The following is a 14,190-nucleotide window of genomic DNA, read 5'->3' as shown; positions in this document are numbered from 1 at the left end:
GGGGTTCGGGGGCCAGTTTTGATGCGCTGCCGAAGCGCGCTCGTGGCGGTGCTGGGCTTGACTGGCCTCGGTGCGTGCGTGCGCTGGGGTACACCGAGCGAGGATGAGTCGGTCGGAGACGACAGCGGCACGAGCCAGGGGACCTCGGCGGCGATCACCGACGACGACGGCAGCGACACCACCGAGACTGGCGAAGCGTGGCCCGAGGCGTGGCCGATCCACCCCGACTCGCGGATCGTCGTATGGGGGAAGACCGGCATCCCCACCCGGAACCTCGCCATGTTCGAGAACGTGTTCTCGTACCTCGCGGAGGGTGGCGACGGCGACGGCGACGGCGACGGCGACGGCGACGGTGACGGTGATGGTGATGGCGACGGCGACGGCGATGGCGACGGCGACGGCGACGGTGACGGCGACGGCGACGGCGATGGTGACGGCGACGGCGACGGCGACGGCGACGGCGACGGCGACGGCGACATCCCCGGCGACCTGAACCTGCTGTGGATCGGCGACTGCGACCCGCGCGTGGACCCGCTCGGCTGCCTGGCTGGCAACGTCGAGCCGTTCTTCGCGATGGTCGACAAGCTCGGCGCGATCACCTTCACCTCGCTCGCAAGCGTCGATCCGCTCGCCTACGACGTGGTGATCGCCGACTTCTGCGGCGAGGTCACCCCGGCACAGATCGGCGCGATGCTCGAAGCGGGCGCGAACGTGCTGGTGCTCGGGGACTACTGGTGCGAGTCAGCGGCGGGCGTGAGCGCCGACGTGGCCAACGAGCTGCTCGAGCACATCGGCGTCCGCTTCAACGAAGACCTGCTCTACAACCACGACTTTCTGGTCCCCGCCAACAAGCAGATCGGCTTGCTCGACGGGGTCCCGGAGCTCGACGCGTGGGGGCTCGCGCTGCAGGACGCGGGTCCCGGGTTCGCGTCGGTGGTGGGCACGATCAACGGCGCCGCGATCACGACCCGGGAGTGAGCTCGCATGAACAGGATCATCACCAACCTCACCCGCCGCTCGTCGCGGTCTGCGTTGACGCCCTCTCGCGCCGTTGTGCTGGCGGGCGTGCTGGCGGGCGTAGTGGGCGGCGCCTCGGCCGGCTGTGGGCTGTTGGGCACTGGCGACGACGCTGGCGATGATGGACGCTACGAAGACACCTACGACGACACCAGCGGCGACACCGACATCCCGACCCCGGCGCCCACCGAGGGCTTTCGTGTCTCGCCCAAGTTCATGCTGCAGGCCGTCGCCGCGATCGTCACGATCGAAGCGGATGACGGCACCGGCTCCCCGATCGCGTGCGAGCTCGATGACGCGCCCGAGGGCGGCTATGTGTGCGACGCGGCCCAGCTGCCGGGCCCCAGCGCGACGCTGCGGGTCGACCGTGACGGATTCGACGGGGCCGTACGCGTCGCCGAGATCCTGCCCAACCAGATTCAGGCCCTCGATGTCCACCTGGTCGTCGAGGGCGGCCCAACCGGGGCCTGGAGCGCGTGCGTGGGCGCGGCCGAGTTCGACAGCTGCGCCGTCGTGTGCGAGCAGCAGCAGCTCGGCTGCGCGGTCACGTCGTGCCCGACAGACCAGCCCCAGTGGCCCGTCGCCACGCTCGAGACCTTCTCGAGCGTCGAGTGTGCCGATCCCCTCGAGTCGCTGTTGGAGTCGCTCGCGTCGAGCTGCGAGTCGATGCCGCTGTCGCCCGACGTCGCGTCGCTCCGCTGCTGCTGCAGCGCGTAGAGATTCGCCAACACCGCGTATTGGGCAAGGAATGCGCGGCGAAAAAATCCCTCATTCAATCGGCTAAACACGACGCCGACCGAAATCACTGCGATGGCATGTGCATTGCTGCCCTCATTGTCGAGGGTACGGTTTGCGCGTCATGTTCTCGCAGTTCTTTCAAACCTCCCTCTTCGTCACCGGGCTGCTCAGCGCCCCCTCCCCCGCAACTCCTTCACTGTCGACTGTCCAGCAGCCAGAGGTCGTCATCGTCGAGATCCACGACGACCCGCCCATCACGGACGAGGCGTGGCGTGAGCGAATCGACGCCAGGCGCATCGAGCAGCTCAAACGTAGTTATCGCCAGCGCACGCTTGGCCAGCACCCATTCGTGCGCCCGCAATTCATCAGCAGCGCGCTCCCAACCTCGCGCTTTGGCCTGACCTTCGGCGGCGGCGGGATCCTCGACCAGAAGCGCGAGGAGATGATGGACTCGAGCCGGCGGGCCTCGTACCTGGCTGGCGCCGCCGGAGCCGATGGCGGGATCCGCTTCAACGAGTGGGTCGGCATCGACGCCGAGATCACCGGCATCGCGGGCGTGAGCCGCCAGGCTGAGAGGCTCATCAACCTCGGCGCGTCGGCGGGCTACACGTGGAACGCCAGCGTGGTCGTGCGCGCGCTTCAGCGCGAGACCACGGCGCTCTCGTTTCGACCGCAGATCCAGGGGCTCGGGGTTCGCGGGCTGGCGCTCAACCCAGGCTTCTCCGCGCTCAGCAATCAGCTCGCGGCCGGCGGCGCCCCAGACCTGGTCGAAGCTGCGCGCTACACGACCACGGTGGACACCGCGCTCGGCGGTCTCCTGCACGTCGCCCTGGCCCAGAGCATCACGCGTTTTGTCGGGCTGCAGGTCGGGGTCGCCGGTGGTGGTGAGCGCCAGCGCCAGCGCGCGTACGACGGTGAAGATCAGACCGTCCAGGGTGCGCGGGGGTTGTTCCAGAGCGGGCTGGCGCTGACGGTCGACACCCACCCCGTCCCGCTGGCGATCATGGCCGAGTACAACTTCAACCTGGGGATCGGCACCGGGGATCAACGCGGGGACCTCGACATCGCCCACAATGTCGGCGGCGGCGTGTACTTCAATGCGCTGACCCAGGTGATCGGCGTGTCGGTGGCCGCCAATTTGGCGGACGATCGCGGGGCGCTGATCGGCCTGTTCACCTTCCGCGGATACTTCTGAACATCGAGTCAACCCACCCGTCAGGCCATGTTCACATCGGGCAATCACGATCTCGTCGTCATAGGAGGCTCCGCAGGTGGACTTCAGGCCGTGCTGGAGCTGGTCGGGGCGCTGTCCCCAGATCTCCCCGCCACCTTGCTGCTGGTGCTCCACTCGGGCGCCAATGGTCCGCGCACGCTCGACCGGGTGATCGATCGCGCCACCATGCTCGACTGTGTCTACGCCGAGCATGGTGCCGCCCTCGAGCATGGACGCATCTATGTCGCCCCTCCGGGGGTTCACATGATCCTGGTCGACGATCATCTGCGGCTGGTACACGGGCCAACCGAGAACCGCGCGCGCCCCAGCATCGACGTGCTGTTTCGCTCGGTCGCGATCACCCGCGGCTGGCGAGCGATCGGTGTGGTCCTGAGCGGGCTGTTGAGCGACGGAGCAGCCGGGCTCGCCGCGATCAAGCGCTGCGGCGGGCTCGCGCTGGTTCAGGATCCCAGCACCGTCACGTTCTCGAGCATGCCGCGAAGCGCCATGCGGGCGACGGAAGTGGACGGCTGCGCCGCGGCCTCCGAGCTCTCGCAGCTGCTCGTCGAGATGGTCTACAGACCGATCGCCACGACCGCGCCCGAGGTGCCCAAGGATCTAATTACCGAGGCACGAATGGTGGTTGATCCCACACTCACCACCGACGAACTCGAGAAGATCGGCCGACCGTCGACCATGGTGTGTCCCGAGTGCGGCGGGACGCTGTATGAATTGCATGATCAGCGCTATCGGTGCCGGGTCGGGCACGCCTATGGCGCCGATCATATGGTGTTCGAGCACGAGCAGCAGATCGATCTCCAGCTGTGGACGGTCCTCCGCACCGTGCAAAACGCCATTACCCTGCATCGCAAGATGCTGGCGGAGGCGCTGTCGGAGCCGGAAAACAACAACCCCGGTCACGGCGTTGGTCTTCGAGCACGCATCAAAGAGTTCGAGGCGTGGTCGAATTCGCTCCGCAAGCTGCTGCTAAAACGCCACCAATGAAGACCCCCACCTTGGCACACGCTGACGACAGCGCGCCCGTGGGGGACATCGGCGCGCTAGATCTCCTAGATCTCTTTGATTCGGCGCTCGATCCAGCTGCGATGGCGGCGCTCGTCATTGAGGTTTTCGCGCAGCGTGTCGCGCAGCTCCGCGGAGGTCCCCTCATGCTGGACCGCGCGCTCATAGGCGGCGTTGGTGTCGTCCTCGTTGCTCTTCATGGCCTTGAGGATCGCCTGGTCACCAGAGATGTCAGCGAGGACGACCTTGCCCTTGGTCAGGATCTGCTTGAGCCCGGGACCCGTCGGTGGGTCCTTGCCGGCTTGTTTCATGAACCTGCCCAGGTTCTGGGTGTGCCGCTGGTGGTCGTTGCGAAACTCGGACAATTGCCGCTTCGACTCGGCGTCCTTCAGGCGCTTGATCGCGGCGTCGTAGGCCTCGATGGCGTCGTAATCGAGCTTGATGAGATCTTCGAGCAACTTGTTGGTGTCGCTCAGCGTTGTAGCCTTGTTTGCGGATGACATGATGTGTCGTTTTGAATTGGTTTCGTCCGGGATCAAGCGATCGAGCAAGGCCATTTTTGCGGCGCTGGGGTCGATCGACGCGACCCCGGGCTCGAGGTGAGCCCGGGGTCGGCCAGGCTCGAAGCGAGCCCGATTGCAGCCACGTGCGTGGTTCAGCTCGCGCGCGGCTGGTGCTCTTTCTGCTCGGATTTGCCGGACATCCCCGAGCTGCGCCAGTTGGATTTTTGCTCGCTATCACCGGATTGCTCGTCCGACTCGCCAGACTCGACCTGCAGCTGGTTGTGGACGTCTTTGACACCGCGGACCGAGTACGCGATGTCCTCGATCGTGCGCTTGTCCCACCGACTGTCGGTGGTGCCCGTCAGCGTCACCTTGCCGTCCTCGACCTTGACGCTGACCTCGCTGGGATCCACGTCGGCGTCCTCGAGCCGCTGACAGACATCTTCGCAGATGGTGTCATCGGAGCGCTTGTAGCCTTTGGGACCCTTGCCCCGGAAGCCGCGTCCGCCGCTCTGGCTCCACCTGCGCTGCTCCTGACTCTCGAACGAGCCACCCATGTCCCGGTAGCCGCTGCCGAGGCCGGTGTGCTGGCCCTGCATGCCCTGCTGGCCCTGCTGGCCCTGCATCCCGGAGCCGCCCTGCATCCCGGAGCCGCCCTGCATCCCGGAGCTGCCGCTCCACCCTTGCGAGCCGGAGCTCCGCCCGCGGCCGCCTTGGTAGTCAGAGCCCTGGATGCGCTCCTCGAACCGTGAGTCGGAGCCGAACCGGTCACCTCCATACCCGCGGCTGCCGGACCCGCCACGGCTGCCGTAGTCCTCACCGTAGTCGCGGTGTTCGCTGCTGCCGCCGCGATCGCCATGACCGCTGCTGCCTCCGGACCACCTGCCCTCGCGCCCGCCAAAGTCGCGCCCGCCAAAGTCGCGGTCTTCGAACCCTTGGCCTTGACCCCACCGGCCGCCCTCTCGCCCTCGCTCCCGGTCGAAGGACGACATGTGCTGGCCGCCAGACTGTCGGCGCCCGCGCCCGCCCCGGTCATCGTCCGGGTCATGGGATTGAGACTGGGACCAGCGATCGTCGTCGTGCTGGCTGTACTGGCGGCCATCGCCGCGGCCCATCTGTGATTCTCGGTTTCGTTCGTATTCGTGTTGCATGACTTGACTCCGTTCGGCGCCGCTTCGTGCAAGCTGCGATACCGTCATTGGTCCGCCAAGGCTCGCTCGTGGGCGCCGGTCCACTCTAGAAGCGGACTCCGAATTGGCAATACCCGATCGACGACGTTCACATATTTGCAGACGACAATACCACGAGCGCCGCGCATCAACCGCTCACCAAAGATGCGTCAGCGCCAGCTGCATTCGCGCATTCGGAGTCGACCAAGTCGTCCAATTAGAACGCGCCGGTCCGGACCGCGCCGACATTGGACATTGCCTGCATGATGTCCCGCCTGCGCCGCTTGGGCCCCACGACCAGCAACACGGCGCGCCCCTCGGCCAGCTCGTTCTCGAGCCGACTAATGCGAGCGCGGATCGCCATGTGGGTCAGGATCGCCGCGAGCAATCCGCCGAGCACCGCCGCGCCGACACTCAGCAGCACGACCCCCGTGGGGTCCATGCGGCTGATCTCCGGCTGGGCGGGGGCCCCACCAAACGCACCGCGCACGAACAGCGTGAGGGCAGCCGCCGCGACACCGCCGAACAGCAGCGCCGAGAAGATCGCCAGTGGCCACGCGATGCCCCCCGTGCGCCGCAGTGCCTTTTGTCGGACATCGTATTCGTGGACGACCATGTGCACCCGCTCGGGCTCCCAGCGCAGCTCGCTCGCGCGTTCATTCAGCGCGTCATGAGCCGTCTGGGCCTCGCGGGGGTTGGGGAACACGCCAAAGTACATCTTCACTGTTGCCTCCTGCTCCTCGCGCCTGTGCTCGCGCGTGTCGAGTCGTACCCGGGCTCTGTGAAGCGTGAGGGCGACACCACAAGTCGAAAGTTGTGCGTCGTCGATCAGCGGCGAGGCGTCGCAGTGCCAGCGAGCGCACGCACGCCTCCGTGGGGCACCGAGTGATCGCCCGGCCTACTCGCCAGGAATGACCAGCTCGATCTCTTGGATCGTGGGGATCCCGAGCCTGGCGATCTTGCCGCCCGTCCCGACGAGCATGGTGCCCGGCAGCGAGATGCTGAACGAGCCGCCACCCACGTCGGCGCCGAACGGATACCAGACGTCTTGCGCGCTGCTGAACACGACGAGGCCGGCCTGGCCATAGTCGCTCGCCCAGGCCTGGACGTCGGCCTGGGTCGCGGGGCCGCCGTTGACGCTCTCGCTCATGTAGGTGAGCGTCATCAGGCCCCGCGCCTCGTAGCTATTGAACAAGTTCGCGACCTCGGGGGCGTGGCCCTGGCACGCGCCGCACCACATCGCCGCGTACTCGAAGTAGATCGCCTGGTGGCAGAAGTCGTAGACCCGGACCGCGTCGCCAAACTGATCCGTGAAGGTCCAGTCCGGGATGACCGTACCCGGCCCGACGCCGCCCGGGGCCCACTCGCTCGGGGTCACCTCGGCCTGGCAGCAGCCGATGTCCCAGCCGCCCATGTACGGGCTTGGCGCGTCGCAGCCGCTCTGGGGCGCGTTCTCGTCGGCGTCCCCTGTCTCGCCCTCGCCCTCGCTGCCGTCGCTGTCCTCGGGTCCCTCGCTGCCGCCCGCGTCCAGTCCATCGCCAGCGAACGCGGCGCCCGCGTTGTCGACGTCACAGCCCGAGACGAGCACCACAGCTGTGAGGAGCCCGGGCACGAGCGCCCGCGCATGCGTCCCAACCAAACACGACACCGCGGCTCGCATCAGGGTCATTCTTCCCCATGGGGTCCCAGTCTGCAAGGACCGGGCGGCTCGGGCTCACGGGTCCGAGGATCACTGGCGCGGCTCAGCGTCCAGCTGGTCGCGTCGTCGGCCCCGACCGATGCCGAGCAGCGCTAGGGCCAGCAGGCCAACCAGCGCCCCGCCGCCACGCTCGTCGCTGCTGCACCCGCAGCCGCCGCCCGACTCATCGATCGCTGGCCCGGTCTCGCCCCCGCTGGTCTCGCTGGGCGGCTCACCGGTCTCGGTCTCGTCGTCGCCGTCGTCGGTGGTCATGGGCGGCGGTGGCGGGCCCGGGACGCAGGTGTTCGAGCCGAGCAGACACTCGTCGCCCTCGGGGCAGTCTTCGTCGCTCAGGCAGCACGCTTCGATCTGCGTGTTCATGCACCCGCGCTCAGAGTCGCAGGTGTCGAGCGTGCAGGGGTTGGTGTCGGCGCAACTGATCGCCACGCCGATGCACATACCTTCGGTGCAGGTGTCGGCGTCGGTGCAGACGTCGACGTCGTCGCACGGATTGGTGGTCTTGGGGTACGCACACACCCCCGCGTTGCACTCGAACTCCGTGCACGGCCCGGTGTCGTCGAGGCAGTCCGCCGCCGTCAGACATGGCACGCCCAGCCCCCACACCCACGTGTCGGAGACGCTGCCCGAGCCGTTGATCGTGTAGTCGATGCCGCCAAACAGGTCGTCGTTGCCGTAGGTGAGCAAGCCGATCGGCACGCCCATGGTGTCGATGCCCACGAACCCGGCGTCCTCTTCTTCGGGCTCCCAGCTGACCTGGCCGAGCAGCTCGCCGTTGAGGTCCCAGACCGTGATGTACTGCGTGCCAGCGCCCCCACCCGCGGTCAGGCCAAACTGGGTGACGGGCTCGCTGAAGGTCATGGCCCCGGCGTAGAACACCGCGGTGCCCAGCGCCACGCCGCCCCCGGCGATCGGGTCGGGGAAGTGCTTGCCAGGCTTGACGTAGATCGGGTTGATCGAGGCGCCCATGACCGTGACGCCCGGCAAGATCGCGCTGAGATCGTCGACGTGCAGGGTCAGCCCAGCGTCCGCGTACTGGTCGAGCGGCACGTCGCCGGTCGGGCCCTCGTCGAACAACGCCGTACCAGACACGCTGTTGATCTGGGTGATGTCGTCGAGCGCGGTGACGTTGCCCTGCGCGGTGATGGTCCCGGCCCAGGCCACACCTGGCGACAAGCTCGACAGCGCGACGCAGGCGAGAGAACCGAGCAGACAGGTCGCGGGGGCGTGGAGTGGGTTGCGGTAGATCATGGATGCCATAGCCGTCGCCGAGGTGGGCCGGATGATACGACGATCTTCGATCGAGCGTGGACAATGGGTGTGCAGGCGCTCTCGACCGAGCCGCGGCGCGTCGTGAGGTGCGCAGATCGGGTATCATGGTGAGGTGATCCGGCGACTCGTTGTCGTGCTCGTGGCGGTCTGGGTCGCCATGATCGCGCTGCCGGCCCAGGCTGGCTCGGCGGACGCTGCCCGACTGATCTGTAGCGGACGCGGCGAGGATCTGGGCGAGCTCTCGGATCGCGAAGAGCGCGAGGTCGTCGACTGCCTGCTGTACCGGCTGGACCCAACCAGCACGATCGCGCAGACCCAGTGCTGCGAGGGCGGGGACTGCTGCGTGGACGGTGGGTGCGAGCGACGCAGCTGCGACGACGTCAAGCAGGCGCTCGGCTATCTGGCGGACGTGACCAACGTGCCCGCGCAGGGGTTGGATCGCCTGGCCTCGCTCCGTGACAAGCGCGCCTCGACGTACATGGGGTGGGCGTGGTCCCGCTACTTCATCGACGCGCTCACCAACCTCGGCCATCACGCCAGCGCGGCGCAGCAGCCGGGCTTGGCCGACGCCCTGGGCATCTACCTGAGCCGGCCGTGTCTCCGCGACGGGCAGACGAGCGGCTGCAGCACCCGCCCACTCGACTCGGCCAAGCGGCTGACCAAGCTGCTCGCCAGCAAGCCGTTTGCGCCGCAGCAGTTCAGCGAGACCCTCGTCGAGCTGCTGCCCAGCGGCGTGGACATCGAGCTTCGCCGGAAGGTCATCGAGGCGCTGCTGGTGCTCGAGCCCAGCGGCGCCACCCGCAAAAAAGCGATCGACAGCCTGCTGATGGTGTTCCAGACGACGTGGCTCACCGACAACGCGCTGCGGGCTCAGGCGATCGGGGCGGTCGCGCAGCTGGGCTGGCGCGGCGGAACGGTCGAGGCTCGCTCGCGCGAGCTGCTCTTGCAGTACATGGATCCGGGCCATCCGCCGCGCGAGCTTCACCGGCCTACCGTCGAGGCGGTGGCCGTGGGCATGGGCCGCTACGTCGCCGACGACATCCAGCTCGCCGCGGGGTTGGTCGCGGTGATCGACGACCCCGAGCTCGGACCGCTCGCCCGCGACGCGCTCGAGCGGATCCCCAAGCTCGACGGCGGTCGCCCCGAGCTGCTCGAGCTGCTCGCGCCCTTGCTCGAGCCCAACGCCAGCAACCAGGAGACCCAGCTGATGGTCGCCGGCTGGGTCCGGCGCCACGGCGGCCAGGCCAAGGTCGACGAGCTGTTCTCGCGCCTGTCTGCGGCGGTCCAGACCAGCCAGGCGCTGCGCCAGCGACTGCGCGAGCTCGCGGTCGTGCGAGCGCCAGGCCCAACGCCACCGATCGTCGTCCCGACGGTGCCCGAGCTGAAGCCCACGCCGACACCTGCGCCAGACCGACCGCGGCAACGAAGGCCCCGCAGCCGCGAGGCCGCCTCCGAGGCGCCCAACCGCGTGGCCAAGACCTGGCGCACGTTCAGCGACTGGTGGGGCTCCGAGCGAGATGGGTGGCTCAAGAACATCCTGGTCATGGTCGTGCCCGGCCTCGCGTTTGGCCTGTTGCTTCGCCCGCTCTTGTTTGTGCATCCGATCGGCGTCCACAAGCTCGACCGCTGGATGCTCCAGCGCTTCGGGGGTGACGGTTGGCTGGCCGGGCTCCGCACGCGACCGTTCTTGCGGGCCCGCTACTTCGATCACGCCAAGGTGTGTCAGCTGTGGATCGCCCGCGCCTACACGAAGCACGAAGCCGAGATCCGCGACCGGGGCGGCTACCGCGAGCAGCTGCCGCCCGTGTTCCCGCGGCTGAGCTTCAGCCGCCGCAAGGACGTGCCGATCGACAGCCCCGCCGCGCTGGTCGCCGAGCTGTTCGAGGCTCGCAGCGCCCCGCGGCGCACCGTGATCTTTGGCAACGCCCACACTGGCAAGAGTCAGCTCGCGCGGGCCGTCGCGCGTGAGCTGCTCGCCGATCGCAAGGTCATCCCGATCTACGTCGACGTCGCCGCGCAGTGGTTCGAGACCCACCCGCTCGATCGCGAGCAGCTCCACGCGCTCGTCGTCGAGCACCTGTGCAAGATCGACACGCTCGACGCCAAGCTGCCGCCCGAATTTCTGGGCGCCCTGATCCGCGACGGGCACGTGGTCGTGGTGCTCGATGGGGTCGAGCAGCGTCACCAACAGATCGAGGCGCTGCTCGGCGCCGACGCCGAGCCCGGCGCGTCGAGCACGGTCGACGAGCGCGAGCTCGAGCGCGACCTCCGGCCGCTGCCGCGCTTGCTGATCTTCTCGCGCCGCGACTTCACCGGGCCGATCCGTGTCGACCGACGCGCGCGCCTGGACGAGGTCGCTCTGGGGCTGTGGCCAAAGTTTGGCGTCGATCCAGCGGCCGCCCGCGCGCAGGTTGGCGAGCGCCCGGTCCCTGTCGGCGTGCTCGCGAGCATGGTCGAGAACGATCACTTCGTGGACTGGGACGCCTACGCCGAAGCTCTGGTCGCGCCGCTGGTCGACTACGAGCAGCCGCGGGCTCGCGCGGCGCTGGTCGACGTGGTGGGCTATCGAACCATCAAGCGCTCGGCGCAGACCCGAGCCGCCCTCGACGAGCTCGCCAAGCAGCGAGGGTGGCGGGCGCTGTACGAGCCGCAGTGGGCCCTGGATCACAGCCTGTTCGACATCAACGGCGATGACCTGGTCTGGCGGCTGCCGAACTTCGAGGCCCACCTGCTGACCGAGTACCTGCGCCGCGAGCTGGTCAGCGAGCCGATCGACGTCGACGTCGATCGAACCGTGCGCGAGTGGCTGGCCGAGAAGATCCCACCGGATCCGCTGCAGCGACTCGAGGCGGGGCCGCTCGAGCAACCCGCGCGCGACCGGCTCGCGAGCTGGCGCAAGCAGCTCGAGGACGCCCAGGCCCGCGCCACCGCCACCTCCGACGCCGACGCCAAGCAAGACCCAGACCCAACCGCGAGCAGCCCCGAGTAGTCACTGAATGCGCGCTCTACTGACCGCCCTGTCCCGCCTGCTGCTGCGGATCTTCTTTCGCCGGATCGACAACGTCGACGCCGCCCGGGTGCCCGTGGATGGGCCGCTGCTGTATGTGCTCAACCACCCCAACGGGCTGCTCGATCCGCTGTTCATCCTGTGCGAGTCGCCGCGACCCGTCACGTTCTTGGCCAAGGCGCCCCTGTTTCGGATGCCGGTGGTCAAGCACTTCGTGCGTGGGTTCGAGTGCCTGCCGGTCTACCGAGCCGAAGACGGGGCCGACCCCAGCAAGAACCGCGAGATCATCTTGCAGTCGATCGAGCTGCTGGCCGGCGGCAAGGTGTTGGCGCTGTTCCCCGAGGGCACCACCCACAGCGATCCCAAGCTCAAGCCGCTCAAGACCGGCGCGGCGCGGATCGCTGCGAGCGCCAGCCGAGAGGTCCCGGTTCGCATCGTCCCGGTCGGGATCGACTACAGCCGCAAGGCCACGTTTCGCAGCGACGCGCTGCTGATCTACGGCGAGCCGATCGTCACCCCCAAGCTCGAGCTCGACGCGCAGCTGCGGGCCTCGGCCGCGGATGTCCAGGCCCTCAACGACGCGATCACCCAGGCGCTGGGCCAGGTCACGCTTCAAGCCGAAGACGCGCAGGCGCTGCGCCTGGCCGAGCACGCGGCGCGGATCTTGTCGGGCGCGCGCCGGGACGCCGGGGCCGCTCCGCTCGACGACTTCGACGTGCGGCGGCGGCTCGTCGATGGTTATCAGCAGCTGCGCGAGCGGGCGCCCGAGTCGCTCGAGCAGCTGACCGAGCGGGTCCGCAGCTACGCCGCGCAGATGTCGATGCTGGGCTTGCCGCTGGACCACCCCGCCGAGATCCCCGGGGCTGCGATCCGCCGCTACGTGCTGCGGCACGCGGTGGTCATGCCGATCTTGCTCGGCCCCGCGCTGCTCGGCATGCTCACGCACTATCCAGTGTATCGCCTGGTCGGGTGGTTGAGCCTGCGGATCGCCAGGCGAGAAGAGGCCGTGATCGCAACGATCAAGCTGATCGCCGGATTGCTGCTGTTTCCGCTCAACTGGGTGGCGCTCAGCGTCGCGCTTGGGGTTGCGACCGCGTGGCCGTGGGCGTTGCTGGCGTTGGCCGGGCTGCCGCTGGCGGGGTCCGCCGCGCTGTCGTTCAGCGAGCGCGCTGCCGATCTCGTTGACCGGGCGCGGGGGCTGTGGGTGATCACGACCCAGGCGGAGCTCGCCGGGCGGCTCGCCGCCGAGCGCACGGCGATCCACGACGCGATCATGGCCCTCGAGGTCGAGCCTCGTCACTGAGCGGACCAGTCAGAGCTCGAGCCACGGGACGCCGTTGGTGTTCGGCGATGTCAGCCCAAAGCTGTCGGTGTCGAGCGCGTACTTGTCGGGCCCCGCAGTCTCGAACTGGACAAAGAAGGTCAGCCGCAGCTCGACGTGCCCCGGCGCCGGACGACCTTCGGCGGCGCCGTCGGCCTCGCGCACGGCCTCGCGCACGCAGGTCTGGGCGGCCGCGTCGAGCTGATGATCACCGCCGAAGTTCACCTCAGGGAGACCGCTGGGGGCCCAGGTCAGGTCGAGCCGAACCCGCTCGACGATGCCCGCGCCGCGGCTCAGCGCGCCCTCGTAGCAGCGCTCGGCGGCCGGGCGGGCCAGCTTCAGCAGCGCGTGAGCCCGCTTGCCCGTGCCCGCGTCGGTCGGGTGGACCCGCCCGCGGACCAGCACCCGGGTGGGGTTGAGCGGCTGACCGGGCTTGTCGAACAGCGTCGGGCCGAGGGCTCGCGGGTCGCGGAGGAACGCCTGGACCCGGGGGTCGTCGAGGTGGGCCCAGGGGATCGCCTCGACCTCGATCACCCGGACCAGCGCGTCGTCGGCCGCCTGACCCGAGCGGGCGGACTGCCGCTCGAACCCGGTCTGGGTCGCCTCGACCAGGGCGACCAGCCGCGCGTTGGCGTCGGGCGGCGGCTTCCCGTCGCGGCGAAGCTGGTACTCCCCGAGCAGGGCGTAGATCACCTCGCGCTCGGCGTGGGCTGTGGGGAGCAGGGCCTCGTGCCGGACCAGGTAGCGCTCGAGCGTCTGCTCACCGCGATCGAGCGCGGCCACGTCCGCGTCGACGTCGTAGTGGCCCAGCAGCGACCAGCCGATGTGCTGGACCAGCAGGTGGCGCAGGTGATCCTCGCGGGGATCGGGCGGGAGCGCGAGCAACAGCTGGGTGAACATGTCGGCGGCGAGCTGGTACTCGCCGCGATCGAAGGCCGTCAGCGCGAGCCCGTAGCGTCCGACCAGCTCGCGGGTGAGCCGGACGTCGGACGACGCGGGCGCCCTCGCGTGGGTCGGCGCGGCGAGCCGCTCGGGGGCCTGGCTCCCGCTCACCTGGCAGCCCGTCGCGGTCAGAGCGGCGATCGTGAAGGCCAACCGGGTCACGAGCCGGCAACGGTGGGCGCCCCCCTGACTTTCACGGCCCCAGCTTGGCCTGTAGGTCATGTGATCGTTCATGTATGCACGGCACGAGGCGCAGCGTGATGACTCGCCACCACGGTGTCTGTGGGGG

11 protein-coding genes and 1 pseudogene are annotated in these 14,190 nt (G+C 68.7%); 6 read left to right on the top strand and 6 right to left on the bottom strand.

Annotated elements, in window-relative coordinates; translation table 11 throughout:
• The 4 genes and pseudogenes from ENSA7_RS44185 to ENSA7_RS26370 form a co-directional block, all read left to right on the top strand.
• Positions 1-978: pseudogene (locus ENSA7_RS44185) on the top strand (hypothetical protein); the annotation flags it as partial.
• A 6-nt stretch (positions 979-984) separates the two neighbouring features.
• Positions 985-1,734 carry a hypothetical protein gene (locus tag ENSA7_RS26380; RefSeq protein WP_106092120.1) on the top strand — a complete coding sequence of 250 codons (750 nt, stop codon included), beginning with the start codon at positions 985-987 and terminating at the stop codon, positions 1,732-1,734.
• 142 nt (positions 1,735-1,876) lie between these two features.
• Complete coding sequence (locus ENSA7_RS26375; RefSeq protein ID WP_106092119.1) at positions 1,877-2,950, top strand: hypothetical protein; 1,074 nt, start codon at positions 1,877-1,879, stop codon at positions 2,948-2,950.
• A 27-nt stretch (positions 2,951-2,977) separates the two neighbouring features.
• Positions 2,978-3,973, top strand: coding sequence for a chemotaxis protein CheB (locus ENSA7_RS26370; protein ID WP_106092118.1), 996 nt, complete (start codon positions 2,978-2,980; stop codon positions 3,971-3,973).
• A 65-nt stretch (positions 3,974-4,038) separates the two neighbouring features.
• Here the strand turns inward: ENSA7_RS26370 and ENSA7_RS26365 are convergent, their stop codons facing one another.
• From ENSA7_RS26365 to ENSA7_RS26345, 5 genes are all read right to left on the bottom strand, one after another.
• Entirely contained in the window at positions 4,039-4,494 is a 456-nt protein-coding gene (locus tag ENSA7_RS26365) for a ferritin-like domain-containing protein (protein WP_106092123.1), read from the bottom strand.
• A gap of 152 nt (positions 4,495-4,646) precedes the next feature.
• Positions 4,647-5,645: a BON domain-containing protein gene (locus ENSA7_RS26360; RefSeq protein ID WP_146158149.1), complete on the bottom strand. Its 999-nt coding sequence runs from the start codon at positions 5,643-5,645 to the stop codon at positions 4,647-4,649.
• Between the two features lie 235 nt (positions 5,646-5,880).
• Positions 5,881-6,387, bottom strand: coding sequence for a hypothetical protein (locus ENSA7_RS26355; RefSeq protein WP_106092116.1), 507 nt, complete (start codon positions 6,385-6,387; stop codon positions 5,881-5,883).
• A 174-nt stretch (positions 6,388-6,561) separates the two neighbouring features.
• Positions 6,562-7,275 carry a TlpA family protein disulfide reductase gene (locus ENSA7_RS26350; protein ID WP_181234127.1) on the bottom strand — a complete coding sequence of 238 codons (714 nt, stop codon included), beginning with the start codon at positions 7,273-7,275 and terminating at the stop codon, positions 6,562-6,564.
• Positions 7,276-7,392: 117 nt separating this feature from the next.
• Positions 7,393-8,610, bottom strand: a complete 1,218-nt coding sequence (locus tag ENSA7_RS26345) for an MYXO-CTERM sorting domain-containing protein (RefSeq protein WP_181234126.1) — start codon at positions 8,608-8,610, stop codon at positions 7,393-7,395.
• Between the two features lie 133 nt (positions 8,611-8,743).
• Here ENSA7_RS26345 and ENSA7_RS26340 point away from each other — a divergent pair, with 133 nt between their 5' ends.
• Both ENSA7_RS26340 and ENSA7_RS26335 read left to right on the top strand, forming a co-directional pair.
• Positions 8,744-11,620: an ATP-binding protein gene (locus ENSA7_RS26340; protein WP_106092113.1), complete on the top strand. Its 2,877-nt coding sequence runs from the start codon at positions 8,744-8,746 to the stop codon at positions 11,618-11,620.
• A 7-nt stretch (positions 11,621-11,627) separates the two neighbouring features.
• Entirely contained in the window at positions 11,628-12,941 is a 1,314-nt protein-coding gene (locus ENSA7_RS26335) for a 1-acyl-sn-glycerol-3-phosphate acyltransferase (RefSeq protein ID WP_106092112.1), read from the top strand.
• Between the two features lie 9 nt (positions 12,942-12,950).
• On the opposite strand, the gene ENSA7_RS26330 is transcribed toward ENSA7_RS26335, so the two are convergent.
• Positions 12,951-14,063 carry a hypothetical protein gene (locus tag ENSA7_RS26330; RefSeq protein WP_146158148.1) on the bottom strand — a complete coding sequence of 371 codons (1,113 nt, stop codon included), beginning with the start codon at positions 14,061-14,063 and terminating at the stop codon, positions 12,951-12,953.
• Positions 14,064-14,190 lie beyond the last annotated feature (127 nt).

Source organism: Enhygromyxa salina (genome assembly GCF_002994635.1).
GTDB classification, from domain to species: domain Bacteria; phylum Myxococcota_A; class Polyangia; order Nannocystales; family Nannocystaceae; genus Plesiocystis; species Plesiocystis salina_B.
The sequence above is the reverse complement of the archived record's forward strand: the minus strand, read 5'-3'. Positions and strand labels throughout refer to the sequence as shown.

Bases quoted from the DNA above. Each gene is read 5' to 3' on its own strand.
- ENSA7_RS26380 (WP_106092120.1), top strand. From the start codon at position 985: ATGAACAGGATCATCACCAACCTCACCCGCCGCTCGTCGCGGTCTGCG.
- ENSA7_RS26375 (WP_106092119.1), top strand. From the start codon at position 1,877: ATGTTCTCGCAGTTCTTTCAAACCTCCCTCTTCGTCACCGGGCTGCTC.
- ENSA7_RS26370 (WP_106092118.1), top strand. From the start codon at position 2,978: ATGTTCACATCGGGCAATCACGATCTCGTCGTCATAGGAGGCTCCGCA.
- ENSA7_RS26365 (WP_106092123.1), bottom strand. From the start codon at position 4,494: ATGTCATCCGCAAACAAGGCTACAACGCTGAGCGACACCAACAAGTTG.
- ENSA7_RS26360 (WP_146158149.1), bottom strand. From the start codon at position 5,645: ATGCAACACGAATACGAACGAAACCGAGAATCACAGATGGGCCGCGGC.
- ENSA7_RS26345 (WP_181234126.1), bottom strand. From the start codon at position 8,610: ATGATCTACCGCAACCCACTCCACGCCCCCGCGACCTGTCTGCTCGGT.
- ENSA7_RS26335 (WP_106092112.1), top strand. From the start codon at position 11,628: ATGCGCGCTCTACTGACCGCCCTGTCCCGCCTGCTGCTGCGGATCTTC.